The following is a 26,748-nucleotide window of genomic DNA, read 5'->3' on the forward strand; positions in this document are numbered from 1 at the left end:
TAAAAAGCCCTGCCTAAAGGTGGCAAGGCTTTTATAGGTATGTTTAATTACAGCTCAAAGTTGTAGCTAAACTTCATACCGATAGTACGAGGCGCAGTGGTGTAGTGACCATAAACACGCTGTAGCTCAGGTAGTTCTTTGTTTAGCTCAGCATATTGTGACATACCTGCCCAAGACTTATCACGACGTACAGACGTGAATGCGTACTTATCGAATAAGTTGTCTACGTAAAGCGTTGCAGACCACATATCGCCAGTAATTTTGGCAGATAAGTTACTTAGTGCATAACCTGGTAATACTTCGCCGTCTGCTTTTAAGCCTACTTTGGTGATCACATCGCTTTGCGCTGTAATACCGTAGTTTACACTTAATAGTTTATCGCCAAGGATATCTTGCTCGTAACGAAGACCAAACGAGAATTGATGCTCAGGAGCGCCCGGTAAACGGTCGCCTTTGGCACCATCATAGTAGCTTTGGTACTGCGCTAAGTCATCGCCTAACACGCCAAATAAGTAAGGCGCATCTTCGGTCAATTCAGCCTTTGCATACGCGTATGTTGCATATGCAGCCCAGTTGTCACCAATCATTGCGCGAGTAGAAAGCTCAACACCTTTCGAATTAGCAGAGCCTGCATTCGAAGTAATTAATTCTTGGCCATTTACAGTGCTGCTACCAACTTGCGCATCTTTCCAATCAACATTAAATAGCGCTGCATTGAAGTGTAGGCGGTTACGTAACCATGATGACTTAAAGCCTAGCTCATAGTTGACTGTAGTATCTGGTTTGTAATCTTCTTCGTTTGGCAGGGCACAAACAATTTGTTGCTCAGGCAATACATCAGGGCAAGGAGCAATACCGTTACCACCACCAATACGGAAACCTTCACTCACGGTAAAGTAAGCAAGTACACCATTATCGAATGTATAGTTAGCATTAAACTTAAATAAGTTACCGTTATCGCTAGCGCTCACATTTTCCATAGCTAGATTATCGAGTGAATCAAAATCACCAGAATAAAGCGGTGTTGCAGAGCCTGATGTTGTTGATACATCGTATTCGTAAAAACGAGCACCTAAAGTTACATCAAACTGATCTGTGATGCTGTAGCCGATTTCACCAAAAAGTGCTTTTTCAGTGGTTTCGCTATCTGAAATTAGAATGTACTCAAGGTCTTGTTCAACATTGGGAATACCACCACCCCAGTACTCAGTCAGACCCGGCGTATACTCACGGTCATCTGAGTAACTTTCTACTTTGTTGTAGAAGCCGCCTACAATCCAGCTAAAAGCACTATTACTATTTGAGACTAAACGAAGCTCTTGCGTAAATGTATCGCGATCTGAGGTATCGTGCGTGTAGCCAACAAAAGAAGGGAAGTCGGCATAACCTGACCAAATATCATAAAGTAGATCAGTTTGATCGCGCTGACCAGACTGATCATAGCTAGACCAACCAGATGCAGATACCAGCTCAGCAAAACCAAGATCTGCTTTTACTTCTAAGCTTAATAAATCGTTTTCTTCTTCACCTGGCTCAAGTACACGAGCTACGTTTTCGTACTTTCCTGGGACACCTTGTAGTGCACTACTATCAGCAAGTGAGCCGTATTGCGATGTCGAGTTACCGCCATTTTCTTGCTTTTGATAGAAGTAGTTAAGTGTTGCATCAACATCTTCGGTTGCAAGCCAGCGAAGTGATAAACGTGCTGTGGTGATTTGCTCATCATTAACATCGCTTACGCTTTTTAAGTTGGCATTTACATCGCTGCTGTCTGAAAAGTCAGGGTTTGGGTTTGATACACCCGGTTCTTGAACCACGTGGGTGTAGTCAATGTAACCAGGGTTATCGTAATAATTTAAGCTAGCACGAAGCGCTAGTTTTTCTTCAATTAGCGGCGTATTGAATACCACACCAAACTCACCGCCAGTGCCGTCACTTTCGTTAATGCTAAATACATCGCCTGTAACTTTACCTTCGGTAATATCAAGCTCTGGTTGTTTTAGTAAGTAACGAATTGCACCACCTAAAGTACCTGCACCATAAAGTGTACCTTGTGGGCCAATTAGCACTTCAACACGGTCAACGTCAGTTAAACGTAAGTCGATGCTCAGTGGAATTTCACCAACATAGGTTGACACTGTGCCACTATCAGAAATACGGTCAGAAGTATTTGTATTCAAACCACGAACGATAATCGGAGAACCTTCACGACCACCTTGATCAGAAATTGTTAAGCCAGGTACCCAGCGTGCAACATCTTCTAAATCGCCAATGTTTTGGTCGCTAATTACATCGCCATTGAGCGCTGTGATATTAAGCGGTGCATCTTGCACAGAGCCTGCACGTCGTGTTGCAGTAATTTGAATAGTTTCAATTGATTTATCAACTTCGATAGCATCTTCTGCAGCAAACGCCATATTGCTATTGATTAAAACTGCAGAAATTGCACTCGCAAGTAGAGCAGGCTTAAAAGTGTTCATGATTGATTCCGACTTAGTTACAGTAAATTTATGCTTAAAAAATAGACGTTACTAGTAATTTAAGCTTAAAAATTGATGATTTAGTGAATTTATATCCAATTATAATGTATTTTTATTCTTATCGTCCATGCGTTATTTGCAATTAAATGCAAAATAATTGAATAAATAATCTGTAAGGGATTAGCTATCGGAATAAGGGCAATGAGTACAGCCATTACTACAGCAATGGCCGCGTTTTAAAAAGAACCAGCGGCTAAATACCATGTAGTTGTTTTGCATGGTGTAATCGAGATTTTCTATTAAATTACCTTGAGTAAAATAAGGCTTAGCAAAGGCAAGCTGCTGTTCAAGAGGCTGTTGGTAAAGTTTAGATAAAAATGAATTTATCTTTTTTATAGTACAGTCTCGACATAAACATTCTTTTGCTGCCTCATCGAGTGGTAAAATGTTGGGCAGTTCATTACACCAACAGGCATTAATATTGTCGGCTTGGCAGTTAAGCGTTGCTTTGCATTGTGAGCAAGTAAGGGTTGTCATTAAGTAAAAAGATGCTTTGAAATTGAAAAGGTAAGCATAGCAAATGGATAAATTAGACGCATTAGATGAGTTTGCCCGTTTTGGTGATAACCGATTTGAGGCTATCTCAGTAATTACCAGTACTCCAGACACGCAAGGTGGTGTTTTTACTCTGACGCAAGATGTTTTCTGTCAGGTTTTACAGCGTGTTATAGACGGCGAAATAGATATCGATGAATTAGAACTTTGGGCAAACGTAGTAGAGTCTAGGCAAGACATCGACGAAAGCGCCGTTGAAGGGGCTATTTATGCGCTGAGTAATAGCGAGCAAATGGGTGAGTTAAGTACAAGTACGCTAATGAAGTTATTAGCAGTGACTTTAGGCTGAAAGAATTTTATACCTTTCAGCCTAAGGCATTTATTCTTGCTACTTATGGTAGCTTAAGCAGGTGGTAGCTTAAGCAGGTTTCCACTTCGTTTTTCGAACCTAAGATCACCGCCACACGCTGGTGAATAGCATCAGGTTGAATGTCCATGATGCGCTCTGTGCCTGTTGAAGCAATACCGCCAGCTTGTTCGATTAACATTGCCATTGGGTTTGCTTCGTATAGTAAACGTAATTTGTTAGGTTTATTTGGATCTTTAGTGTCGGTTGGGTAAGTAAAAATACCACCTCGGCATAATACACGGTGCACATCACCCACCATTGCCGCAATCCAGCGCATGTTGAAGTTACGGCCACGTGGGCCTGTATCACCAGCAATTAAGTCATTGATGTAATTTTGCATCGGCGGTTGCCAATGGCGTTGGTTTGAAGCATTGATAGCAAATTCGCTGGTCTCTTCTGGTACGGTTGCAAAATCTTGCGTTAATAAGAAGGTACCGTGTGTTTTATCTAAGGTGAAAAAGCGTGTGCCTTTGCCAGTTGTTAACGCCAGCACGGTTGATGGACCATATAATACATAACCCGCTGCAACTTGGTTTTTACCCGGTTGCATAAAAATACTAGGATCAGCCGGATCTGAACCTTCAGGCGCCGCCATAATTGAGAAAATCGTACCAACGAGTGAGTTGATATCAGTATTTGATGAGCCATCAAGTGGGTCGAATGCAACAATGTAGTTGGCATCTGGATTCCCCGTAACGGTGAAGTCTTCTTCTTCAGAGGCAATGGCTTTTACGTAGCCCGATTCTAATAAAATATCTTTTAAAAGTTGGTTAGTTAGAACGTCGAGTTTTTTCTGTGTTTCACCCTGAATGTTTTCGTCTAGGGTTGAGCCTAACACGCCAGATAGGGCGCCTTGACCAACACGAAATGAAATTTCTTTACATGCCGCAAGTACCGTTCTGATCAATGAGATCAGTTCACGAGGGCAACCATCTTCTAACAATACCGGTGGGAGTCTACGCATTCTATTTTCCTGATAACGTTGTAGCCAGACATTTTTAGTGTGAGAGAGAATGTCTTAGCAAGCGCTGAATTTCGTCTTAAATAGCTGATTTTTCTTGGCGGTACTTTATACTGCTTAATACCTATACAGTATTTAAAACGCGAATAACAAAGATAAGATTATGCAAAAAATACCATTACTACGATATCTGCTCTTAGCTGTGCTACTTACTATGATAACTCAAGCACACGCAGCAATTAAGTCTATAAATGATTTTACTGAAAAAATGACTCATTTTTCAGGCTATTTTTCATTTTACTATGACACAGAAAACGGCAAATTGTATCTTGAGGTGGATAAACTCGAGCAACAATTTTTATTACAACAAAGCTTACCTTACGGTGTTGGTTCAAATGATATTGGCTTAGATCGCGGTCAGTTAGGCGATACTCACTTAGTTCAATTTGAGCGTTTTGGCGATAAGGTGATGCTAAGAGCTATTAATACTTATTACCGTGCTAATACTAATAACCTTGCGGAACAACAAAGTATTAAAGAGGCGTTCGCATCAAGTATTTTAGCGGGCTTTAGTGTTGTAGCTCAGTCAGACACTGCTGTACTTGTGGATTACACCCCTTATTTATTAAGCGATGTTCATGGTGTAAGCCGTCGTTTATCGGCAACCGGGCAGGGAAGTTTTAACTTAGATAGCAACCGCAGTGCGGTATATTTAGCACGCTCAAAAGCGTTTGAGAAAAATACTGAATTAGAAGCTGTGCTTACTTTTCATGGTAATAACCCAGGTAAGTATGTACGCCAAGTGAGCGCAGACCCTTATGCGCTTACAGTACATATACATCACTCATTAATTGAGTTACCGGACGATAATTACACCCCTCGCAAATTCCACCCTCAAGCAGGTTTTTGGAGCATTGAGCACAAAGATTATGCGGCAGCACTGGGTGAGTCTATGTATGTGCGTTACATCCCGCGTCATCGTTTAGCGAAAAAAGATCCGAGCCTGCCAATCAGCGAGCCCGTTGAGCCGATTGTTTATTACTTAGATCCGGGCGTACCAGAGCCAGTTAAAACAGCGTTACTTGATGGTGCTAAATGGTGGAATGATGCCTTTAATGCAGCAGGTTATAAGAACGCATTTATTGTTAAAGTGCTCCCTGATGATGCCGACCCTATGGATATTCGCTACAACGTAATTCAATGGGTGCACCGTGCAACCCGTGGTTGGTCGTATGGCAGCTCAGTGATTGACCCTCGAACTGGCGAAATCATCAAAGGTCATGTGACACTGGGTTCACTGCGTGTTCGTCAAGACATCCTAATAGCAGAAGCATTAGCAGCCCCATATTTTGAGGGCAATGAAGTGGCTAAGCGCTTGCAAGCCATGGCACTTGATCGTATTCGTCAATTAAGCGCCCATGAAGTCGGGCATACTTTAGGTATTTCACATAACTTTGCAGCGTCAGTGGCAGACAGAGCCTCTGTGATGGATTATCCACACCCACTACTGAGCTTTAATGAGCAAGGTAAATTAGATGTAAGTCGAGGCTATGCTGCTGGCATGGGCGTGTGGGATACCCAAGTGGTCAAATACGGTTATAGCGACTTCACCAATCAAGATGAAGTACAGCAATTGGCCGCAATTTTAGCTGAGAATAAAAGCAAAGGGCTGGAATTTATTTCAGACAGTGATGCCCGCGCTCAAGGTGGTGCTCACCCAACAGGGCATTTATGGGATAACGGCAGTTCACCAAGTGATGAGTTAATGCGTGTACTTGATGTTCGTAAACAAGCGCTGGCGAGCTTTGGCATTGAAAACATCAAAACAGGCACTGCTTTATCGCAATTAGAAGAAATGCTGGTGCCACTTTATTTATTCCATCGCTATCAAGTAGAAGCTGCGGTTAAACTAATTGCTGGTGTGAATTATGAGTACGAAGTACGTGATGGCTCACAACCAAAAGGGGCACAGGTTGTGGCAAAGCAAACCCAACAAGCAGCAGTAGATGCACTCCTTGCAACGCTAAAAGCCGAAAACCTTGTTTTACCTGAGTCAGTATTAGCGCTTATTCCACCTAAAGCGTATGGTGAATCTAAATCACGCGAAAGTATTGTTGGTCGCACAGGACTAACGCTTGATGCGATGGCGCTGCCTGAGGTTGCTGCAGCACATAGCTTGAGCCTACTTTTTAATAGCCAACGCATTAACCGTTTAGCACAGCAGCAAGCACGAAGCGATGCATTTTATGGTTTAGATGCGCTATTAGCACAAACTTATCAGCAGGTTTTTGAGCAAAAAATTGCTTCAGGGATGGCAGGTAAAATTAGCCAACGTGTACAGCTTTTAACTGCAAAACAATTTGCCGATTTAGTGGCAAGCAATGAGGTGGCACCCGAAGTACAAGCACAGCTTCGTTACTACTTAGCTAAACTTGCAAAGAGTTACCAGCAAGAATCTATGCTAGGCAGTGCATCCGTTGGTAACAGTGCATTTAAGCAATACTTAAGCGAGCAAATCAGTCACTTTTTAGAAAACGGTGAATGGCCTACAAACTTTAAAGTGTTGCCAATGCCACCAGGCTCACCAATTTAATCCATTTTTACTTCAAAGCGCCTAGCATAGCTAGGCGTTTTACTTGCATAAAATTGGATATTTGCTAATCTAGCGGCCTTCCTTTTTTGTCTTTTTGAGGTGTATATGGCGTTCTTTTCTCGCTCGTTGTTAGCAGCGGCCATTACATTCTCTAGCTTTTCCAGTTACGCAACCTTAGAAAAAAAACAATGCGATGTAGAGTTAAGCCATGGCTTAATCATCACCGATGATGTCATTCGTATTGTTGATAAAGGTCAAACTCGCGTACAGATCAACAACGATAACCAATTGTTTATACGAGGTTACTGGGTTGATTTAAGCCCAGATGAAAGCAAAGTTGTGGAACAGTTTAGTCGAGGCATTAGGCAAACAGTCCCTGAACTTGTTGACTTGGCGACCGATGGTGTAAACCTTGGTTTAAGCGCTATTGAACAAGTTGTTGAGGGCATGTCAGACAAAGAGCCAGAAGTGCTAAAAACTCAGCTGCAATATGTTGAGCGTGCACTGATGGATAAATTTAAGCGTGGTGATGACTTTTTCTTTATTGCTCCGCAGTCGCTGTCGAAAATCGATGACTTTTTTACCAAAGAAATCAGCCAAAAAATTCACTCTGCAGTGCACGGCTCACTTGGCGCTATTTTAGTTTCGCTAGGCGATGCTTTTAAATCGCGCGAAGGTAACATTGAAGACCGTATCAATGATATGGGGCAGCGTATGGATATCATCTCAACTGAAATTGACAAATCACTGCAAAAGAAAGCAGAGCAGTTAGAGATGAAAGCGTCTGAGTATTGTGAGTGTTTGAACTCATTAGATGTCACAGAATCACGATTACAACAAATGGTGCCTGGTATGGCCGATTTTGATTTGGTACAAATAAAGTCTTAATGCGAATTTAAAACGAGAAAGCCCAGCAGTTGCTGGGCTTTCTCGTTTTTACTTGATTTAAATTAACTGAATTTAGCGGTTTCAGTTTCTAAATTGCTAGTAAGACCTTTGATCAAGTCGGTTGCTGTATGGGCCTGATTTGATACATCAGCCGTTTGTGAAGCGGTGTCTGAGATAGTCACGATACGTTTGGCGGTGTCTTCACCGGCATCAAGCTGCTCTTTTGCAGCAATGGCTATCTGATGGCTCATTTGCGCGATTGCACTGAGTGAACTGGCAACGCGTTTTAGTTCTTCATTGGCTTTAGTCGACTTTTCAACGGTTTGTTCACTGGTACTAATACTAAGCGAAACAGATGACTTGGCATCTTGGGTTGCAGCTTGTAGTTTGCCAATCATATTGCGGATTTCTTCAGTGCTGGTTTGTGTGCGCTGGGCAAGCCCACGAACTTCATCAGCAACCACAGCAAAACCTCGTCCTTGCTCGCCTGCACGGGCAGCTTCTATCGCTGCGTTAAGCGCAAGTAAGTTCGTTTGTTCGGCAATACCTTGAATAACACTGAGCACATTTGCGATGTTATTTACCTCATCATCAAGCACTTGAATGTTATTACCAGCGCTGTCAATTTGCTGCTCTAAAAGCGCGATGGTATCAGCAGCCTCGCTGGTTAAGTGGCTGGCACTTTGACCTTGTTGCTCAGCTTCTTGCACTGAGTAAGCTGCTTGTTCAGCATGTTCTACAACGGTTTGCGCTGAGGCTGTTAACTCGGTAATAGCTGAAGCAACCATTTGAGTTTCTTCGTTTAGGCTACGAGTGAGTTTATCGAGCTCAACAGAGCGAGATTCGTTATCAACACTTTGATTTTTTAAGCTATCAGTAACGCCTTTTATACCACCGACAACGCCACGTAACCCTTGCTGCATATAATGCATGGCAGCAATAATGCTCTCAGGTGGGGCATCTTGGCGAATATGTGAGTTTAAGTTGCCACGAGAGACGTTTTTTACAATACCGATTACTTCATCAATTTCGCCGCCTAAGGCATTAGTGAGCGATGAACCAAAGCGGGCAATGGCAAAGGTCAGCGCAATGGCAATAAGCATAGATAAGCCAAGCAACCATTTTGCAGTATTCCAATAACGTTCATCAACTTCTTTGGCGCTAATGCCTGTACCAACATACCAGCCAAACAGCGGTGTTTTTTGTACTACAGAGGTTAAATCAACAGTTTCACCATCTCGCACTGAATCCCAGTGATAGGTAATGATTTTATTGGTAGTGTTACCCACGAGATTTTCGACCATACGGCCGATACTGTTGCCGCTGGCATCTTTAAAATCGTTAAAGCTGGTGCCGTGTAGTTCTGGGTCGTGCGGAGTGGCGACAAAATCTAAGTTGTTGTCGACGACATACACATATTCTGAGTCGTGGTATTTATTTTCTCGAAGTACCTGAATAGCAAGCTTCTTTGCTTGTGCTTCTTCGAGTTGATTGCTTTTAACCATCAACTCAAATTGCTCAACAATATTGGTGGTGCTCTTCATGAGCTGGTTGATACGCGCAATGTTGTCGCTTTCGCTGGCATGGCGTAAAGATTGTAAGCCAAGTAAAGCTATCGCAGATAACGCAATAAACATAGCGATAGCAAATAAGGTGATTTTTGTTTTTAAAGCTAGTCCTGATAACACAGTCAGCCTCCTTTATTATTTCCCCTGTTAACTTTTACCACGTTTGTCTGGTTTTATTAAGGAAAAATGACAGCGTTATCATGACTTTTGCTCAAGTACCTATTTAGAGCTTCAGTTCGGCTTCTGTAAGGGCACGATATTCACCGCTTGCAAGGCTTTCGTCGAGGGTGATGTCAGCTATTTTTTCACGATGTAATTCAACAACTTTATTACCTACAGCAGCAAGCATTCGCTTAACTTGATGGTATTTACCTTCGCAAATTGAAAGGCGTAAGCTGTAGCTTGCAAGTTTTTCAACAATCGCAGGGCGAGTTAGCTCTTTTTCGTTGTGTAATTGCACCCCTTGCTCTAACGCTGTAATTGCTTCTTCATCGATAGGTTCTTGAGTTTCAACTAAATACGTTTTGAATTTGTTATGCTTTGGTGCAGTAATTTTGTGTGACCAGTCGCCGTCATTAGTGATGATCACTAATCCTGTGGTATCGATATCTAAACGGCCTGCAACATGAAAGTCGCTCATATTTGGTTCATCAAGCAAGTCAAATACAGTCGGGTGAAGGTCATCTTTATTGGCGCATACATAGCCAGCTGGCTTATGGAGCATGAAGTAGCGCTTGCCTAAGAACACCAGCGGCTCGCCTTGCCAGCGCACGTCGTCATCTTGGCTGATTGAATAATCAAATGAGGTGATCACCTCGCCATTAACAGTGGCGTATTTACGTTTGATACCTGCTTTGGTTTTGCTGCGAGGTAACTCGGCAATATGGCTGATAAATTTATCTAAACGGCATGGAAATTTCATTGGGATCACATTTTTAGTCGGCTACAATGGCGGCGAGTATAGCGGATACTAGTTACCTATGACAGTACAGCAAGGACAAATATTACAGCATTACCAAGCGCAAATAGCCAAAGGTGATTTGCAAGAAGACCGTGCCCAGCGCACAGCGATTAATGCTCTTGATAATCTAGCCACAGAATTAGCTGCACCAAGCCATTGGTGGCAAAGCGCTAAGCCAATAAAAGGGGTTTACTTATATGGCCCAGTAGGGCGTGGTAAATCCATGTTAATGGACGTGTTTTTTCGGCTTGTTAACATTGAAGCTAAGAAGCGTTTGCACTTTCATCATTTTATGAAGCAAGTGCATGAGCGCTTAACTCAGCTGCAAGGGCAGAAAAATCCGCTGACTGTGATTGCTAAAGAGTGGGCAGAGCACATTCGCTTGATTTGTTTTGATGAGTTTTTTGTGTCTGATATTGGCGATGCCATGATCTTAGGTGGCTTATTCAAAGCCCTGTTTGAGCAGCAAGTAGTGTTAGTAGCAACGTCGAACTGCCAACCGGAGCAGTTATATCGCAACGGTTTACAGCGAGCACGGTTTTTACCCACTATCGATTTATTAAATGAGCATTGCCATGTTTTAAGTGTTGAAGGCGACACAGATCATCGCTTTCGCTTTGGCAAACAAACCGCACATTATTTTATTGCTAACAAAAAGGCGCTAACAGAGCGCTTTTTAAAGCAAGAGCAAGTAATACAAAGGCAAACAACGATAGAGGTTTGCCACCGCGAGCTTAGCTGTGTAATGCAAGCTCAAGACGCCATTATGTTTGATTTTATGACGCTTTGCTCAGGACCTAGAAGCACCGCGGATTATATTTATTTGGCAGAGCGTTTTCAGCGCGTTTATTTACTCAATGTGCCAGTAATGGGGTGCGGAGCAACAGGCAAACAAATTGTGCATGGCATTGAAGATAGTTATCAGCGAGAAAAGCAGGACTTACAAGAACACTTTTTAGATGATGAAGCACGGCGCTTTATTGCTTTGGTTGATGAGTTTTATGATCGCAGCCGATTACTGGTGATTTCGGCCGAGGTGGGTATTAGCGATTTATATCAAGGGCAAAAACTGGCGTTTGAATATGCACGTACTGAGTCTCGATTAGTTGAGATGCAGAGCTGGAAAAGATAAAAGGCGCAATAAAAATGCGCCTTTGATGTCAGCCTAGCTGGGGATCTTCATATGAAACGGTTAAAAGCTATATTGAGCACCTACGTACACGTAGCGACCAGCACCACCGCCATATGCGCTGTAGTAGTTACCACGGCCATATGGATAAAAGTCACCTTTATTATCAAACACGTTATTCACACCACCGAATACGCGCAATTGGCTCTGTTCACCAAGTGACATGGTGTAAGACGCTGAAAGGCTGTGTTTTAAGAACGAACCATAATCTTGGTAGGCAAGTTTTTCTGGATTACTGATACAAGTATCTTCACCAGCCTCACAGCGGGCATCATTTTCGGCAATATACTCTTGATAATCTTCTTCAAGACTCTGGCTTGCTTTAAACGAGCCTAAGTAATTTGTACGCCAGCGAATACGCAAGTTATCATTACGCCATGTAACTGACATTGAGGCTTTATCTTTGCTGCTGCCGTAACCTGCATAGTGACTGGTTACCAAGCTGCCATCAAGTCCTTCATAGGTTTGCGAGTTTTCGATTACATGGTTGTAATCTAGTTTAAACGATAACTGACCTAGGTTATCTAAGTCGAGTTTGTACTGTGCAACCACATCATAACCACGAGCAGTTAGCTCATCGAGGTTATATTGACGCTGTAGAATTTTGATAATGTTACCTTCGCTATTACGGGTAATATCATTACAAAATACGTTGTCTTCACCCCATGCTGCTTCTGAGTCGTAACATTCACGCATGATGTTTTCATTGCTGATCTGCGAAATCGCATCAACAATGGCAATATCGTAGTAATCAACCGCAAGATTAAAGTTTTCTAAAAAGGCTGGAGCCACTGTAACACCAAAGGTATAAGTATCAGCAGTTTCTTCTTTTAGATTTTCGTTACCAGCTCCTGGTGAGTAGCTGTTGTTCTCATCGGTAAACTCAAAGTTTGGATCAGCGGCAAGTTGTGCAGCCAGGGTAGCCTCTTTACGACAGTTATCGTGACCTGATTTAGTTGATGTTGCCGTTAACCCGTCACAAATATCATCATACCTGTCGTAATCGCCACGCGGCGGTGACATAAGCTCTGTGATCGTTGGGGCACGTTGAGCGCGAGCGTAGTTTGCTCTAAATGCATAGCCTTCAACTGGCTCCCAGAACACACCTAGTTTGTAGCTGGCAACGGTGTTGACGTTTTCCATGCTGTAGTTAGCTAAACGTAATGAGGTTTCTGCACTTAAATTTTTTGCTAAAGGAGCATCTTTTAAAAGTGGGATCGCAAGCTCCGCAAATGCTTCATAGACCTCAACTTCACCATAAAAATTTGGTACATAGTTGAAGGTAATACCGCCGGCCTTCATGTCGTCGCTGGTTGATAGGTCTTGGCTATCTTTACGATATTCGCCACCAAATACTGCAGATACTGAGCCTGCTGGTAATTCAAATAAATCACCCGCTACATAGCCAACTACACCGTATTGTTTTATTTCGGTATCAATAATTGGGTTGGTACGGATCCAAGCAGCCATCTCTTCGGTGATAGAGCCCTCACCAAATAAGTTAATTGGCACACAGCCTTCAGCGCGAGCTGCTTCATCAATACATTGAATGGTGCCATCCGCTAATTCTTCTGCTTGCAAAGCTTGATTAAGTTTTACAGTATTTAATTCATTGCTACGAATTTGGTGTTGGGTAAAACGACCATAACTTGCAGATAGATCCCAGTCCCACTCGTCATTAAATAATGTGCCTTGAAGACCTGCCCAACTACGAATAGTTTTACGGGTATTATCGGTGCTGATATTCCCCACTTCACTGAAGCGACGATCCCAATAAATACGATCTTTGTATGGGTTGGCATCGAGGATTTCTTGCGGAACATATGGGTTGTCGATTGGAATGTAACCCGGTGCTACATCAGCAAGGGGCTCGCCAGTGGTAGGGTCATAACGCGGTACATAGGCACCTTCGTATTCATCTTCGGGCGACTTATTGTTAAACGAGCCACTTTCACTGTATTGAACTTGCGCGTAGAACATCACATCGTCAGTTAAGTCATAATCAACTTTAACTGCAGCAGATACGTTATCGCTTGGCACATCAAGCATTACGTATTGTCTAGAATTCACACCGTAAATTTCTTCATTGCCTTTCCAGTCATCACGTAGGGTTTGGCCGTCATACCAAAACTGTGTGTCGTTACGGCTATTTTCTAAGAACACGCCGCCCGGAATACCGTCGCTTTTGCTTGCCCAATCAGCTTGTGTGATGTCACGCATACATTGATAACCATCTTTTGTGCGCATCTGATTACACATTTGGTCATCGTCGTAGCGGTAAGAATCTTCAATTTGTGCGCGTTTACGATCGTAAAAAGTCATACCGAAATCACGGTCCCAGTTGGCACTGAAATAGGCGTAACCGCGATCTTCAGCAAACGAGGTACCGTAGTTTAAATCAAGGGTAAATTCTTTACCGCCGCCATCGGTGGTTTCACCTGTGTTGGCTTTAAAATCAAAGCCTTCTTTCTTTGATTGGGTGATAATATTCACCACACCTGCTACAGCATCGGCACCATAGGTTGCAGATGCACCGCCACTGATTATTTCAACGCGCTCAACCATACCGCTAGGAATGGTATTTAAACTGACATAGTTGCCACTGTAGCTGTTTGAAACAACGCGGCGACCATCAATCAGTGTTAGGGTACGGTTAGCACCTAAATCTCGTAGTTGTACTGTCGATAAGCCAGTCGCTGAAACACTCGATTGGCTGGTGGTGTTACCTATGCTCTCGCTAAGAGCTGGCATGTTATCAACCAAAATATCTGATAAGTTGGTTAAACCTGTATCGGCAATGGCTTCGCGGTCCATTGTGACCAGCGGTGTTGGAATTGAAAAACTATCGCGTTTAATACGTGAACCCGTTACAACGATTTTTTCCGGCTCTTCAGTTTGTTCATTAGCTGCTGGAGTGGTGTTGGCAGGGCGGGCAATCTCAGCCTCATTGGCATATGCATGTTGGCTAAAACCACTGGCAACAGCAAGTGCAATAGCACAAGGTTTGGTTAGTAGATTTCTCACAGGCGTTCCTAGTTGTTTTATTTTTAGTTTTTAGAACCAGAGTGATGCTCTTTTTAAGGGCAGTTAAAATTTACAGTGAGCAACACTCTGGTTGGTCGGTATTGACGTAAAAATTTTTATAGAAATGTGAACCTAACTACAATCTTAGGTGGCTCGTTTATGTCTCTATTTTATATCTATTGAATATCTATTTATTTAAAATCAGTGGGTTAAGAAATGTTCATTGTTAACTGTTTTGCAACGTTAAAGCTGGTGAAAGGGCTGCTTTTACGATAAATTGATAGGGCTTTATACTGCTGTACTTCTAAAATGGGGTTTTATTTAGAGTAAATGGAAACATCTAATCGCGTTTATCAGCTGGGCTCATGTATTGTTAACCCACTCGAAAATAAACTGACCTGCAATGGTAGTGAACAGCTTTTGCAGCCTAAGTTTATTGAGTTGTTAGCTTGCTTAGTGGCGCGTTACCCCGAACCCATCACCCGTGAAGAGCTTATTAATCATGTATGGGAAGGCAATTTTTACGTGGGTGAAAAAGCCTTAACAAATGCTATTTGGCATTTACGAAAAGCATTTAAAGAACTCGACCCAGAACAAACTTACATAGAGACATTACGTAAAACGGGTTATCGCGTTTTATTAAAGCCTGAGCCAATAGATACAGCCGATAAAGAAAAGTCAGTGGGTTTTCGTATCACTACTGCGCAATTCCGCCAGCTGTTTGTGGCTTTGTGTGTCATTAGCTTGGTTATGATGTATTGGGTATTCTCTTCGCCTGCAAAGCAAACTAACTCAAGCTTTGTGTTGCCGCTTAATAGCATCGAAAGCGTGACGGCAAGCCCAGGTCGTGAAATATATCCTTCAATTTCTGATGATCAGCACTATTTGGTGTATTCATGGCGACAGCTTGGTAAACCAAATAACCTATATTTACGTGATTTACATTTTCCTGAGCACCCAGCAAAGCAATTAACGGACTCACCTTTTACAGAAGGGCGCTCTGTGTTTAGCCCTGATGCAAACACATTATATTATTACCGTATGGCCTCTGATGTCTGTGAAATTGTAAAACTATCTTTGGTAAATGCCACCAGTGTCGTGCTAGGGGAGTGCAGTAATAACTATGCGCCTGATCTTGATATCAGTAGTGATGGTAAAACCTTGGCCTACATTGCTGATCATACGAGCAAGTCAGGTGACTATGTCACTCGTATCAAACTGCTCGATTTACAGGCAAAACAAACAAAAGAAACAGTTATTCCTTGTAATGATGACTGCGAAACTGTGTATGAGTCAGTGTCGTTTTCGCCAGATGCACAGCGAGTTGTGGTTACGCGTAATGTTAAAAACAACCAAAAAGCGCTGTTTTTAATAGATGTAAAAACAGGACAAAGCCAACGGCTAACTCATGATTTTGTTGATATTCATGGTGTAGATTGGCATCCGTCTAAAGAGCAATTGGCGTTTAGTGCAGTTGAGGGCGGTAAACGTTATGGCTACTTCTTTGACCTTAAGAATAAAACCCTAATCAACACGCAAATTGCGGGCATGAGTTCACCTAATTATAGTAGCGATGGCAGTGTTTATTACCATCAGTGGGATTTAGATAAGGTGATCACGCGTCTGAAAATAGACGAACAAGTGGCCAACTCGCCGTTTTCTATGTTGTCGACCAATTTTAGCTCGCTATTCCCTGAATATAATCAGCAGCAAAATAAACTACTGTATGTGTCCAATGAATCAGGCAGTTCACAGCTTTGGATTGTTAACCCCGATAGCAGCTCGCGAAAGCAGCTTACTGACTTTGCACATAACACCGGGGAAGTTCGTGATCCAACCTGGTCAGCCGATGGACGCTACATTTTGTTTTCATTGTATGACAATGGCAGTACCCGCTTATATATTTATGATTTCAAAGTAGAGCAAAGCCAGCAAATCAAACTGCCATTTAGCCATGCAATTAAACCCAAGTTTAGCGCTGATAGCCAGCATATTTTAGTTTCTGATGGTGACTACTTATATCGTTATGACTTAACAGGTAAAAGCCTAGGTAAAGCTGTTGAAGTGCCTGCGCAGTATGGCGTTGAAACACAATCAGGCGATATTTTATTTACCAACTCGCGCCATGCTATTTGGATAAAACATCATGATACGGGTGCTGAAGAAATGCTGGTGAACGATGTTAAGTTGGCGCGCAGTTATGCATGGTTGCTGGTTGCAAAGAACGCGTATCATGAGGGGCGTATTTATTATTATAAAGAACGCTTAGGTGATTACCGTATTAGCTACTATGACTTAGCAAGTAAGCGGCATCATGATTTAATTGCTTTACCGGAGCGAGCTTATAGTCGCTCATCGGGCTTGACCTACATACCCAATGAGCGTTGGCTGGTTTACACCGCGTACTTATCGCCTGAGATAGAAATTAAGCGTTTACCCGCAGCCTATTTGCCAAAGTAATTAACACTTACGGTAAATATCAGCATCCATATCGTAAATATTAACGCTTAAGCTATACGAGCGGCGGCAGTATGTTCTTAAGCAACTTAGTAATTGCTCACTGAGCATTTGCTTTTGCTCTATGGTTCTGCCTGCCATGATTGATGCGCCGATGTGAATAAAGCCATCTTTGCCTTCACCTAATTCGTAATGCTGATAAGCAATTGCACGAGTCTTTATGGTCGAAAGCTCAAATAAGCCTGAGTCAAAAACGGCTTGGTGAACTTTTTCAACTAACACTTGTGGCAGAATTGGCAAGTCTTCTGAGTGTTCTATAACAATGTGCGGCATGGGGTCTTCCTTAAAAGCGGTAACTAAAACCGATGTTTGTCTGAAATTGGTTTAACACATCACCATCAAAGTGCCATAGACATTGGTCGTCTTCTGATGTTGGCAATGTGCATGATACGTTACTTGCATTATTTACAATAGTTGCCAACCAGCGAGTTTCAATATAAACCCGAGCTTGTTCAGTAAATAAATAATCTGCGCCAGCATAAAGGCCAGAGGTAAAATATGTATCAGAGTCGGCAAAGTCAGTGCTGACGTGGTTTGCGCCAATTTGGGCACCAACAAAACCAACTATACGGTCAGCTAATGGCACTTCAACGGCACTTTGAAATAGCAGGTATTGCATCTCGACTTGCTTGTTGGTTTGGTCTTTCATATCAAGCTCGGTTGCAGAATAAAAGAACCCATAACGAGCATTATCAATGGTTCTATCTAGGCTGACAGTAAAATGGCTGTCATCCTCAAGCTCAATTTTTAGGTTTTCTTCGGTTTGCACCGAGTTAGTAAAGTTTTTGCCGAAACCAGCGCTAATAGAGTAGTCAGCGTGAGCGGTACTACTTAAGAACATTAAACACAGTAAACCAAGCGATTTTTTCATTGTTTAGGTGCTCGTTGTTGAAGATATTTTGAGATAGTATTGAAACATAGCAAGCAAATCGTTGTAAACGGACAACTATCGCTTTTTAATAAGGAACACTAGGATGAAGTTACTAAAATTAGCTGCACTTACTGCGCCACTGATTTTGTTGAGCGGTTGCTCGGATGATGCTGCTTCGGTGAGTTTGGGATTATTTACTACCAAAGATATTAAAGTGGTATCACAACAAGACCCGATTATAAGCGGTGTTACTTGCCACATTAGCCATATTGAAGCGAATCTTGATTTTGCTGATCCATCTGATATGTCTATTGCCTGTCGTCAAACAGGTCCCATTACCGCTGACCAATTACAACAAATTGACCGCAGTAAATCGGGCGAAGTGGTATTTAAATCATCGAAAAGTATTTTGTTTAAGTCGTTAAAAGTTCGTCGTATTTATGATGCGCCAACACGCACACTTTTATATTTGTCTTATTCAACGAAAGAGTCGAGCGGCAGCCATCATCATGCTTTATCAACTGTGCCTCTTTACAATACGGATGCATGGCAATGGGCACAATCACAAGAGTAATTTATGTTAGCGTTATTTAAGTCAGCCCCACTTGTTGATGAGCAAGAGCAACAGTGGTTAATCGATACCTTTTTATGGGCTGTTGAGCACTTTGATAGTGAATATTTTTTAAAACACACACAAATCATTTTACCTAACGGACAGTTCTTTCCGGATAGGGTGTCGAGCGTCAGTGAAATGGCTGAAAAAGTATTTAGTCGAGTTGTTGATTATGCGGGGATGCAGGCGTGGCCAATTAACTTAGTTGCGCCATCTGGGCTTACACCGCAGGTGTTTCCACATTTTGAATTTCAAGACAATTTACGCGGTAGCGAGGCGAGCTTAATTGTGCCGGCAAATCATCCGGTGAATATCTCGTTTAACCCGAACCAAATCAATCAACCGCAAGATTTAGTGGCAAGTTTTGCTGGTACCTTAGCAACCATTTTGATTCACCATGTAGGTGTCTTACCTCCCGGTGGTAAAGAGTACTTACCCCAAGCGAGCGATGCGTTGGCATGCTATTTAGGCTTTGGGGTGATGATGAGTAATACTGTGTATCAATTTAAAGGAGGCTGTGGCTGCGGTTATAACCCTTATGCTAATCGTCAAGCAGCGCTGACTGAGCCACAAACGCTATTTATGCATGCGCTGGTTACGCATTTTAAAGGGGATAATCAGTCGAAGAAGTTTTTAAAACCCCATTTACGCAGCCAATATAAAAAAGCGCAAAAGCAAATTAAAGCATTAGTGAGTGATAGTGCAAATCCGTTGTTATTGGCATTAGATGAACAAGCAGTAGGGTAATATTGAGTGCAGTATTTAGATGAGTTTTTATTGATAGCCATAGCTCACTTTTTTGCGGTAGCAAGCCCAGGCCCTGACTTTGCAATTGTACTAAAGCAAAGTATTCAACAAGGTCGTAAAAATGCGCTTTGGACCAGTGCTGGGGTTGGTGCGGCTATTTTGCTGCATATTGCTTATTGTGTATTAGGTGTGGCATTAATTTTATCCCAGTCACCTAGCTTATTTATGGCTTTAAAATACCTTGCAGGGGCTTATTTGGCATACTTGGGTGTGCAAGCTTTACGAAGCGCAAAACCTAGCGATAGTAAACAGCAAACCCTTGCCCCTGCTGAGCCTGAATCTGTGTATAAAGCATTTCGACGCGGTTTTTTTACCAATGCCCTTAATCCCAAAGCAACACTGTTTTTTATGTCGTTGTTTACTCTTGTAATAAGCCCTGAAACACCTGTTGTAGTGCAGGCTGGTTATGGCGTGTATATGGCAATGGCGACTTGGCTATGGTTTTCATTTTTATCATTGGTGTTATCAAAAGCATCAGTGCGAGCATTTTTCTTAAAAAGCGGATACTGGTTTGATAGAGGCATTGGCGTGATCTTAATTGCCTTAGCTATTCGCGTTGTTGTGTGAGGTAAGTATGGCGCTATATAACTTTTCATTTGGTTCAAATATGTCATCGAGCAGATTGCTGGCAAGGTTACCTGAAGCAAAGCGGATAGGCACAGCTACTTTAAAGGGCTATGAGCTGACGTTTGATATGGTAAGTACCGACGGCTCTGCAAAGTGCAGCGTGCGCAAAACTGATCAGGCAGATGCCTTGGTATATGGTGTTGTGTATCAGTTAAACGAAGCTGAAAAGTCGATTCTTGATGATATCGAAGGGCCGCGTTATGACTGTGTAGATATCACCGTTGAACTCATTGATGGCGAGCAACTTGCTGCCCATTGTTATATCGCTAATACCTTAGATGAGTCTTTACTGCCATTCGACTGGTATCTTCAGCATGTTCATCGCGGAGCGCTTGAAGCAGGTGTACCAAATCATTACAGTGAAGCAATACTCGCAAGACCAAGTTGCGATGATCCAGATAAAACCCGAGCAGCGAAAGAGTTCGCTATTCACAACAATAAAAATCACCAAGGGATATTATGATATTTCGTAAATTAGCCGTTGCAGCGGCGCTGTTATCGAGCTGTTCGTTTTACAGTTATGCCGATATTGATACTAAAAAAATAGAAAAAGTAATCGAAACGTCAATGGCACGTTTTGACGTACCGGGTATGGCTGTAGCGATTGTTGAAAATGACCAGGTCGTGTTAGCAAAAGGTTTTGGTGTATCTCACCTTGATACCGGTAAAAAAGTAAATAAAGACACCTTATTCGGTATCGCTTCAAACACCAAAGCATTTACCGCAGCAGCGTTAGCTAAATTAATTGATGAAGGTAAGCTTAGCTGGGATGACAAAGTAATTGATCATCTTCCTGAGTTTCGTCTGTATGACCCTTACGTAACACGTGAAATGACCATTCGCGATTTATTAAGCCACCGTAGCGGTTTGGGTTTAGGGCAAGGCGATTTAATGATTTGGCCAGATACTGACAAATCGATTGATGAAATTATCGCAGGGCTAAAATACTTAAAACCGGCGAGTAGCTTTCGTAGTAAATACGCCTATAACAACTTAATGTTTGTGACAGCAGGTGAGGTGGTAGCCCGTGTATCAGGCATGAGCTGGAATGATTACATCGAGAAAAATATTCTTCAGCCACTTGATATGAAAAACTCACGCGCAGGTTTTTCACGTATCCCTAGTAGCAATAAAAACTGGGCGACAGGTCATATCCCAATGGATGGCCAACTACATCCATTTTTTGTGAACTACCTTGAAGATTTCCGTGGCGCTGGTGCGATTGCATCAAGCGTAAGCGATATGAGTCAATGGCTACGCACGCAGCTTGCACATGGCAAAATGCCAAATGGCCAGCAGTTATTTAGTGAAAAGCAGCAGCAACAAATGTGGCACCCGCACATTACGTCAATGGCATCAAAAAGTGCTTATGAAGCTTACCACCAACAATTTAGAGGTTATGGTTTAGGCTGGAGCATTGAAGATTTCCACGGCATTAAAAAGCTAGGCCATGGTGGTGGTATTTTAGGCATGGTGTCTCAAGTGACATTATTACCAGAGAAAAACCTCGGTATTGTTATTTTGAGTAACCAGCAAGCATTCAGCGCGCTCTCAGCGGTGACTTACGAAGTATTAGAAGATGCATTAAATCTTGAAGATAAAGACTGGGTTGAAGAGCTTGCTAAAAAGCACTTTGAAGGTAAAAAAGAAGCTTACGCAAACGCAAAACCAGAAACACCTGCTGATTATCAAGCGAAACTACCAAACATCAACTACACAGGCACTCTGCACGATAACTGGTATGGTGATGTAGTAATCGAAGAGTTAAATGGTCAGCTACGTATTGATTTTACTCATACAAAGCGTTTGAAAGGTCAGCTTGAGCATTACACGGGCAATACGTTTATTGTGAAGTGGGATGAAAAGTTACTTGAAGCAGATGCTTACATTGAGTTTCAAATGAGCCCAGATAACCGAGTGAGTAGTGCAAAAATGCGCGCTGTCTCAACGGCGGTGACAGACTTTAGTTTTGACTTTAGGAATTTAGATTTACGCACTAAAAAGTAAACCAAAGTCGCAAAGCCACCATTAGGTGGCTTTGTTATACTGGGGGAAAATAATTCAAGGAGCGTATTATGAGAACGGCAGTTATCTCACATCCATTTTGTCGTAAACATAAAATGATTGAGGATCACCCCGAATGCCCTGCGCGTTTAGATGTGATCACCGACCGCTTGCTAGCAAGTGGTGTTGATATAGCAATTACTCACTTACAAGCTCCTAAAGCCAGCCGCGACGACTTTTTACGTGCTCATGATGAACCTTTGGTAAGCCATGTAGAGCAAACAATTCCCGATGAAGGGCTTGCTGAATTAGACGGCGACACTTGGTTGTGCCCAGATTCAATGAAAGCGATTGAACGAGCCGTTGGAGCTGGATTACTCGCCGTTGATGAAATTCTTGCTGATAAACTGGATGCCGCATTTTGCTCGGTTAGACCACCAGGGCATCATGCAAACCGCAGTACCTCTGCAGGGTTTTGCGTTTTTAATAACCTAGCCATTGCTGTGAAATACGCGCAAAGCAAAGGTGTTAAACGTATCGCTATTTTGGATTTTGATGTACACCACGGTAATGGCACGCAAGATATCTTTTTAGATGATGACAATGTGTTGTTTTGTTCTTTGTTTCAACACCCTTTTTACCCAAATACGGCGGTTGAAAATAACGCGACTTTAGTTAACTCACCGCTGCCAATTGCCAGTGATGGTAATGACTTAAAAGCTGTTTACCTTGAGCAGTGGCTACCAAAACTCAATGAGTTTAAACCTGAACTGTTGTTTATTAGTGCAGGTTTTGATGCTCACCTTGAAGATGACATGGCAAGCCTGAAATTTGTTGAAGATGATTACGCATGGCTAACCACGCAATTAGCTGAGTTTTGTCAGCAGCAAGATTGCAACGGGATTATCTCTTATCTTGAAGGGGGCTATGCTTTATCAGCTCTAGGTCGTAGTGCCGTTGCGCACATTAAAGCGCTGGTGGATGCACCTTAATCAGCCAGCATCGCAAAGGCTTGCGTTGGTGTAAGCCGAGTAACCTTACTTAAACAGCATACTCCCTCTTGTGCTAGGTGCTCAGTCACTCTATTAGCAAGCTCTATATCAGTTAATGCTTTCACGCTTTCTCCCTGCAAGTTGACATACTGCCCTGTTGCCAAAAGTAGCATCACTTCATGTTGCTGCTCTTCACTCAAGCTATATACAAAGCTTTCTATATCGGCTTCGTCTTCAACTAGAGCTAATTCATGGTCTGAAAAAATAATCTTAGGAAATGATGAGTGCATTTATTGTCCTGCGTCAAAGTTGCATAGGTTGAAATGATTATAATTGCCAATTCATGTAAGAACTAGGAAAGTCGACTTATGAATCAACCAAGACGGCATCAAAAGGTGAGTGATGTCTTTTCGCAAAAGCTGGTATCGTGTCCTGCGCATACGCCTTTGGTCGATGCGGTGAGGTTGATGCATGTTCACAATGTGACGGCGATTTTTATCAAGCATGAGCAATCTGTTGTTGGGATTTGGACTGAGGCTGATTGTTTGAAAGTTGACATCAGCAGCCCGCTCTATAAGAACCTTGCCATTCACGAGGTCATGTCGGCGCCTGTTATTACAGTGCCGAATCAATGCTCTGTCAGTGATGCAACCCTGCGTTTTCAACAACATGGCATTCGTCATTTATTGGTGATGGATAGCGATAACCAACCTGCAGGTATGTTGAACTTATCTGATATTGTGCATAACCAAGGTTTGGACCACTACCTACAATTTCGACCTATTCATGAGCAGTATCGCACTGATCTAGAGATAGTTGATGCGCAAACACCGATAGAAGAGGTTGTGCAACTGATGCGCGCTGGCCGCCTTGATAGTGTATTGGTTTATAACCGAGAGCTTGAACTGCACGGTATTATTACTCAGCGTGATATTGTTGAGCTGATCATTCAAACCGAGTGGCTAAATCCTTGTTGGCAATATGCCAGCTACCCGTTAATTGAAATTGATTGTGAAAGCAGTTTATTTGATGCGTATCGCACTATGACAGAGCGTAATGTGCGTCATTTAGTGGTTCGAGATGATGAAATTTGCGGGGTGATATCATTTGCTGATTTGATCACAGAGATTGAGTCAGCTTATTGCTGCGAGCTTGAACGTGCTATTGAGCAGCGTGATATTGCTTTGCAAAAATCACAACGTAACTTGTTTTTGGCAAATAAAATTATTGATGCATCACTCGATGGCATTATGTTAACCCGTAAAGACGGCACTATTATTCAAGTTAACCCTGCTTTTACTAAACTGACCGGCTTTGCTGAGCATGAAGTAATCGGTAAGCGTCCCAATATTTTAAGCTCTACAAAACATAGCCGTTCGTTTTATCAAAAAATGTGGCATGCCATTGAATACGAAGGGGTCTGGCAAGGGGAGATCTGCAATTGCAAAAAAGATGGTGAAGAGTTTGTAGAGTGGCTCACCATTATCCAGATTAAAGACCCTAACTTTGATGAAGTGCTTTATGCGGCAATTTTTAGCGACATTACAGAGCGCAAACGTGCCGAAGAAAAAATTGCCCAGCTTGCCTATTACGACGAATTAACCGGCCTGCCAAATAGGCGCTTATTTCATGACAGACTCTCTATTGCACTGAGTTCTGCCAAACGAAACCATGATCTATTAGCGGTGATGTTTATCGACTTAGACCGCTTTAAAGAGGTTAACGACAGCTTAGGGCATGACGCTGGTGATAACTTATTGCAGCAAGTGGCAGAGCGTATTTTATCAATTCTTCCTGAAGGGGATACTCTTGCGCGCTTAGGTGGCGATGAGTTTGTTTTATTATGCGAAGTAAATCGGGTTGAAACACTGCTCAACTTTGCCGAACAAGTATTGCAGCAAGTGAGTATGCCGCTTGCTATTAACGAGCATGTGGTTGCAATTACAGCTTCTATTGGCGCTGCGGTTTACCCTGATGATGGCGTAGATAGCGCTACACTGCTCAAGCATGCAGATATTGCTATGTACCGTGCTAAAGAAGTGGGACGTAATTCATTTCAATTATTCAAACCTGCGATGAATGCACGCTCTTTAGAGCGATTGGCTATGATGAGCCGATTACAAAACGCCATAGAAAGCGATGAGTTTGAGCTTTATTTCCAACCTAAGCAGGAGTTAAATTCAGGCAAAATTTTAGGGGTAGAGGCACTCTTACGTTGGCATGAACCGAACCTTGGGGTGATATCACCCGCTAAATTTATTCCCCTTGCTGAAGAACTAGGCCTAATTGTGAAACTTGATTTATGGGTCATCGAGCAAGCTTGTAAAGAGTTAGAAAAATGGCAGCAACAAGGCATTGAAGCAGGGCGCTTAGCAATTAATATCTCGGCAAATCACTTACGTCAGGGGCAATTAGCGTCGAATGTTGAGCGCTTACTTGAGCGTTACGATGTAGACCCTCACAAGCTTGAAGTAGAGCTCACTGAAAGCTGTTTTATCAGCCACTTTAGTGAAGCTAAGCAAGAGTTACTCGCGCTTAAAAAGTTAGGTGTGCATATAACGTTAGATGACTTTGGCACGGGCTACTCGGCTTTAAGTTACTTAACTAAACTGCCAATTGATACGTTAAAAATAGATGCCAGCTTTATCGCAAAAGTGCCCGATGAATACGGTAATAGTGAAATTGTTACGGCGATTATTAGCCTGGCGAAAAGCTTGAGTATTCATGTTGTCGCAGAAGGGGTAGAGAAGGTAGAGCAGTTAAATTACTTACGTTCACTTAACTGCGATACCATTCAAGGCTATTACTTTTGCCGCCCAATAGCGAAGCAGCAATGGTATGATTTTTATCTCAATAGCGAAAAAAGTGCCTAAGCTAGGCTAATTTCGTAAGAAGTGAACTTACGAATATTAATGACGCCAGTATCAAAAATTAAGTACTGGCCTTTAATGCCTTTTAAAATACCTGATACTTCTGGTGCTTTATCAAAATTGAAAGAACTGATTTTGCTTGGGTATTCACTTACTGGGTAGTCTAGCTCAACTACATCTTCATCGAGCTTTTCAATGGCTGTTGCGCCAAATAGCTCTGCAAGTTCACTTAACTTAGCATCAATTTGTGGGATCAACTCTGCAGCAGCAGCTTTTAAATCAATCGCTTCAGATTGGCCTTTTAGCATGTTTCGCCAATTGGTTTTATCAGCAATAAATTCGGCTAAAGCAACCTCAACTAAACCCGATTGAAGACGGGTTTGTACTTTGAAAATAGGTAAAGCTTGCGTCGCACCTTGGTCAATCCAGCGTGTAGGAATTTGAGTATGGCGGGTAATACCTACTTTTAGGCCTGAAGTGTTGGCTAAATAAACGTAATGCGGGATCATGCAGTTTTCTTCACCCCACTGTGGCTCACGACAGGTGCCTTTATCAAAGTGGCACGTTTCAGGTTTCATGATACACATGTCACAGCTAGCCAGTTTGCGCATACAGACAAAACAGTGGCCTTGAGAGTAGCTTTTCTTGGTTTTCTTACCACAGTTACAGCAAAAAATATTGCCGGTAAAAGTCAGTGTGAGTGGCTTACCAATATAGTCATTTAATGAAACTAGCTCATCACCGATAGGTAATTGATATTCGACAGGAGAGGTCAGTGTCGACTTTAATTTTTTGATCGTACCTTGCATCTTTACATGG

General features: G+C 42.4%; 22 protein-coding genes. 12 read left to right on the top strand and 10 right to left on the bottom strand.

The features are described 5' to 3' along the window. Positions 1-47: 47 nt before the first annotated feature. Both MTF66_RS20500 and MTF66_RS20505 read right to left on the bottom strand, forming a co-directional pair. On the bottom strand, positions 48-2,480 hold the full coding sequence (locus tag MTF66_RS20500) for a TonB-dependent receptor (protein WP_248528344.1): 2,433 nt from the start codon (positions 2,478-2,480) through the stop codon (positions 48-50). A 180-nt stretch (positions 2,481-2,660) separates the two neighbouring features. Continuing rightward, positions 2,661-3,017 (bottom strand): DUF5522 domain-containing protein, encoded by a 357-nt coding sequence (locus MTF66_RS20505; protein ID WP_058585865.1) that lies wholly within the window; start codon positions 3,015-3,017, stop codon positions 2,661-2,663. Between the two features lie 43 nt (positions 3,018-3,060). Here MTF66_RS20505 and MTF66_RS20510 point away from each other — a divergent pair, with 43 nt between their 5' ends. Beyond that, positions 3,061-3,384, top strand: coding sequence for a hypothetical protein (locus tag MTF66_RS20510; protein WP_248528346.1), 324 nt, complete (start codon positions 3,061-3,063; stop codon positions 3,382-3,384). Positions 3,385-3,427: 43 nt separating this feature from the next. Here the strand turns inward: MTF66_RS20510 and MTF66_RS20515 are convergent, their stop codons facing one another. Further along, positions 3,428-4,408 (bottom strand): class 1 fructose-bisphosphatase, encoded by a 981-nt coding sequence (locus tag MTF66_RS20515; protein ID WP_248528349.1) that lies wholly within the window; start codon positions 4,406-4,408, stop codon positions 3,428-3,430. Between the two features lie 160 nt (positions 4,409-4,568). Between MTF66_RS20515 and MTF66_RS20520 the strand changes: the two genes are divergently transcribed. Both MTF66_RS20520 and MTF66_RS20525 read left to right on the top strand, forming a co-directional pair. Beyond that, complete coding sequence (locus MTF66_RS20520; RefSeq protein WP_248528352.1) at positions 4,569-6,998, top strand: zinc-dependent metalloprotease; 2,430 nt, start codon at positions 4,569-4,571, stop codon at positions 6,996-6,998. A 105-nt stretch (positions 6,999-7,103) separates the two neighbouring features. Then, the gene (locus MTF66_RS20525) at positions 7,104-7,886 is read left to right on the top strand and encodes a YggN family protein (RefSeq protein WP_058585861.1); all 783 of its coding nucleotides are present in this window, start codon (positions 7,104-7,106) and stop codon (positions 7,884-7,886) included. A 62-nt stretch (positions 7,887-7,948) separates the two neighbouring features. Here MTF66_RS20525 and MTF66_RS20530 read toward each other — a convergent pair whose 3' ends face one another. Together MTF66_RS20530 and rsuA are read right to left on the bottom strand one after the other, a co-directional pair. Beyond that, the gene (locus tag MTF66_RS20530) at positions 7,949-9,523 is read right to left on the bottom strand and encodes a methyl-accepting chemotaxis protein (RefSeq protein WP_054561198.1); all 1,575 of its coding nucleotides are present in this window, start codon (positions 9,521-9,523) and stop codon (positions 7,949-7,951) included. A 154-nt stretch (positions 9,524-9,677) separates the two neighbouring features. Then, positions 9,678-10,376 carry a 16S rRNA pseudouridine(516) synthase RsuA gene (gene rsuA, locus MTF66_RS20535; RefSeq protein ID WP_058585860.1) on the bottom strand — a complete coding sequence of 233 codons (699 nt, stop codon included), beginning with the start codon at positions 10,374-10,376 and terminating at the stop codon, positions 9,678-9,680. A gap of 58 nt (positions 10,377-10,434) precedes the next feature. Between rsuA and zapE the strand changes: the two genes are divergently transcribed. Further along, positions 10,435-11,547, top strand: coding sequence for a cell division protein ZapE (gene zapE / locus MTF66_RS20540; protein ID WP_248528354.1), 1,113 nt, complete (start codon positions 10,435-10,437; stop codon positions 11,545-11,547). A gap of 60 nt (positions 11,548-11,607) precedes the next feature. On the opposite strand, the gene MTF66_RS20545 is transcribed toward zapE, so the two are convergent. Continuing rightward, positions 11,608-14,628 carry a TonB-dependent receptor domain-containing protein gene (locus MTF66_RS20545; protein WP_248528357.1) on the bottom strand — a complete coding sequence of 1,007 codons (3,021 nt, stop codon included), beginning with the start codon at positions 14,626-14,628 and terminating at the stop codon, positions 11,608-11,610. 330 nt (positions 14,629-14,958) lie between these two features. On the opposite strand from MTF66_RS20545, the gene MTF66_RS20550 reads away from it, so the two are divergent. Further along, entirely contained in the window at positions 14,959-17,088 is a 2,130-nt protein-coding gene (locus MTF66_RS20550; RefSeq protein ID WP_248528358.1) for a winged helix-turn-helix domain-containing protein, read from the top strand. Here MTF66_RS20550 and MTF66_RS20555 read toward each other — a convergent pair whose 3' ends face one another. Further along, positions 17,089-17,418, bottom strand: coding sequence for a 5-carboxymethyl-2-hydroxymuconate Delta-isomerase (locus MTF66_RS20555; RefSeq protein WP_054560998.1), 330 nt, complete (start codon positions 17,416-17,418; stop codon positions 17,089-17,091). Between the two features lie 10 nt (positions 17,419-17,428). Next, positions 17,429-18,016 (bottom strand): outer membrane beta-barrel protein, encoded by a 588-nt coding sequence (locus MTF66_RS20560; RefSeq protein ID WP_248528361.1) that lies wholly within the window; start codon positions 18,014-18,016, stop codon positions 17,429-17,431. Between the two features lie 103 nt (positions 18,017-18,119). Here MTF66_RS20560 and MTF66_RS20565 point away from each other — a divergent pair, with 103 nt between their 5' ends. The 6 genes from MTF66_RS20565 (at position 18,120) to MTF66_RS20590 (ending at position 23,059) form a co-directional block, all read left to right on the top strand. Further along, the gene (locus MTF66_RS20565; protein ID WP_248528365.1) at positions 18,120-18,590 is read left to right on the top strand and encodes a CreA family protein; all 471 of its coding nucleotides are present in this window, start codon (positions 18,120-18,122) and stop codon (positions 18,588-18,590) included. A 3-nt stretch (positions 18,591-18,593) separates the two neighbouring features. After that, on the top strand, positions 18,594-19,376 hold the full coding sequence (locus MTF66_RS20570) for a hypothetical protein (RefSeq protein WP_054551028.1): 783 nt from the start codon (positions 18,594-18,596) through the stop codon (positions 19,374-19,376). A gap of 6 nt (positions 19,377-19,382) precedes the next feature. Next, positions 19,383-20,003: a LysE family translocator gene (locus tag MTF66_RS20575; RefSeq protein WP_054560994.1), complete on the top strand. Its 621-nt coding sequence runs from the start codon at positions 19,383-19,385 to the stop codon at positions 20,001-20,003. A gap of 7 nt (positions 20,004-20,010) precedes the next feature. Further along, the gene (locus MTF66_RS20580; protein ID WP_248528367.1) at positions 20,011-20,526 is read left to right on the top strand and encodes a gamma-glutamylcyclotransferase family protein; all 516 of its coding nucleotides are present in this window, start codon (positions 20,011-20,013) and stop codon (positions 20,524-20,526) included. Then, positions 20,523-22,070: a serine hydrolase gene (locus MTF66_RS20585; RefSeq protein ID WP_248528369.1), complete on the top strand. Its 1,548-nt coding sequence runs from the start codon at positions 20,523-20,525 to the stop codon at positions 22,068-22,070. Before MTF66_RS20580 ends, MTF66_RS20585 begins: the two co-directional genes overlap by 4 nt. Positions 22,071-22,138: 68 nt before the next feature. After that, positions 22,139-23,059, top strand: coding sequence for a histone deacetylase family protein (locus tag MTF66_RS20590; protein ID WP_248528372.1), 921 nt, complete (start codon positions 22,139-22,141; stop codon positions 23,057-23,059). Here the strand turns inward: MTF66_RS20590 and MTF66_RS20595 are convergent. Next, positions 23,056-23,349 carry a DUF4144 domain-containing protein gene (locus MTF66_RS20595; protein WP_248528376.1) on the bottom strand — a complete coding sequence of 98 codons (294 nt, stop codon included), beginning with the start codon at positions 23,347-23,349 and terminating at the stop codon, positions 23,056-23,058. The two genes, MTF66_RS20590 and MTF66_RS20595, sit on opposite strands and share 4 nt — an antisense overlap. A 78-nt stretch (positions 23,350-23,427) precedes the next feature. On the opposite strand from MTF66_RS20595, the gene MTF66_RS20600 reads away from it, so the two are divergent. Next, the gene (locus MTF66_RS20600; protein ID WP_248528378.1) at positions 23,428-25,932 is read left to right on the top strand and encodes an EAL domain-containing protein; all 2,505 of its coding nucleotides are present in this window, start codon (positions 23,428-23,430) and stop codon (positions 25,930-25,932) included. Here MTF66_RS20600 and MTF66_RS20605 read toward each other — a convergent pair. Then, positions 25,929-26,738: a DUF2797 domain-containing protein gene (locus MTF66_RS20605; protein ID WP_217875768.1), complete on the bottom strand. Its 810-nt coding sequence runs from the start codon at positions 26,736-26,738 to the stop codon at positions 25,929-25,931. The genes MTF66_RS20600 and MTF66_RS20605 overlap by 4 nt on opposite strands. Positions 26,739-26,748: the final 10 nt, after the last annotated feature.

This window comes from Pseudoalteromonas sp. 2CM39R (assembly GCF_023161845.1).

Excerpts from the sequence above, each read along its gene's own strand:
- MTF66_RS20555 (WP_054560998.1), bottom strand. The coding sequence starts at position 17,418 with ATGCCGCACATTGTTATAGAACACTCAGAAGACTTGCCAATTCTGCCA.
- MTF66_RS20505 (WP_058585865.1), bottom strand. The coding sequence starts at position 3,017 with ATGACAACCCTTACTTGCTCACAATGCAAAGCAACGCTTAACTGCCAA.
- MTF66_RS20580 (WP_248528367.1), top strand. The coding sequence starts at position 20,011 with ATGGCGCTATATAACTTTTCATTTGGTTCAAATATGTCATCGAGCAGA.
- MTF66_RS20520 (WP_248528352.1), top strand. The coding sequence starts at position 4,569 with ATGCAAAAAATACCATTACTACGATATCTGCTCTTAGCTGTGCTACTT.
- MTF66_RS20500 (WP_248528344.1), bottom strand. The coding sequence starts at position 2,480 with ATGAACACTTTTAAGCCTGCTCTACTTGCGAGTGCAATTTCTGCAGTT.
- MTF66_RS20585 (WP_248528369.1), top strand. The coding sequence starts at position 20,523 with ATGATATTTCGTAAATTAGCCGTTGCAGCGGCGCTGTTATCGAGCTGT.
- MTF66_RS20570 (WP_054551028.1), top strand. The coding sequence starts at position 18,594 with ATGTTAGCGTTATTTAAGTCAGCCCCACTTGTTGATGAGCAAGAGCAA.
- rsuA (WP_058585860.1), bottom strand. The coding sequence starts at position 10,376 with ATGAAATTTCCATGCCGTTTAGATAAATTTATCAGCCATATTGCCGAG.
- MTF66_RS20595 (WP_248528376.1), bottom strand. The coding sequence starts at position 23,349 with ATGCACTCATCATTTCCTAAGATTATTTTTTCAGACCATGAATTAGCT.
- MTF66_RS20515 (WP_248528349.1), bottom strand. The coding sequence starts at position 4,408 with ATGCGTAGACTCCCACCGGTATTGTTAGAAGATGGTTGCCCTCGTGAA.
- MTF66_RS20590 (WP_248528372.1), top strand. The coding sequence starts at position 22,139 with ATGAGAACGGCAGTTATCTCACATCCATTTTGTCGTAAACATAAAATG.
- MTF66_RS20550 (WP_248528358.1), top strand. The coding sequence starts at position 14,959 with ATGGAAACATCTAATCGCGTTTATCAGCTGGGCTCATGTATTGTTAAC.
- MTF66_RS20560 (WP_248528361.1), bottom strand. The coding sequence starts at position 18,016 with ATGAAAAAATCGCTTGGTTTACTGTGTTTAATGTTCTTAAGTAGTACC.
- MTF66_RS20530 (WP_054561198.1), bottom strand. The coding sequence starts at position 9,523 with ATGTTTATTGCGTTATCTGCGATAGCTTTACTTGGCTTACAATCTTTA.
- zapE (WP_248528354.1), top strand. The coding sequence starts at position 10,435 with ATGACAGTACAGCAAGGACAAATATTACAGCATTACCAAGCGCAAATA.
- MTF66_RS20510 (WP_248528346.1), top strand. The coding sequence starts at position 3,061 with ATGGATAAATTAGACGCATTAGATGAGTTTGCCCGTTTTGGTGATAAC.
- MTF66_RS20605 (WP_217875768.1), bottom strand. The coding sequence starts at position 26,738 with ATGCAAGGTACGATCAAAAAATTAAAGTCGACACTGACCTCTCCTGTC.
- MTF66_RS20525 (WP_058585861.1), top strand. The coding sequence starts at position 7,104 with ATGGCGTTCTTTTCTCGCTCGTTGTTAGCAGCGGCCATTACATTCTCT.
- MTF66_RS20600 (WP_248528378.1), top strand. The coding sequence starts at position 23,428 with ATGAATCAACCAAGACGGCATCAAAAGGTGAGTGATGTCTTTTCGCAA.
- MTF66_RS20565 (WP_248528365.1), top strand. The coding sequence starts at position 18,120 with ATGAAGTTACTAAAATTAGCTGCACTTACTGCGCCACTGATTTTGTTG.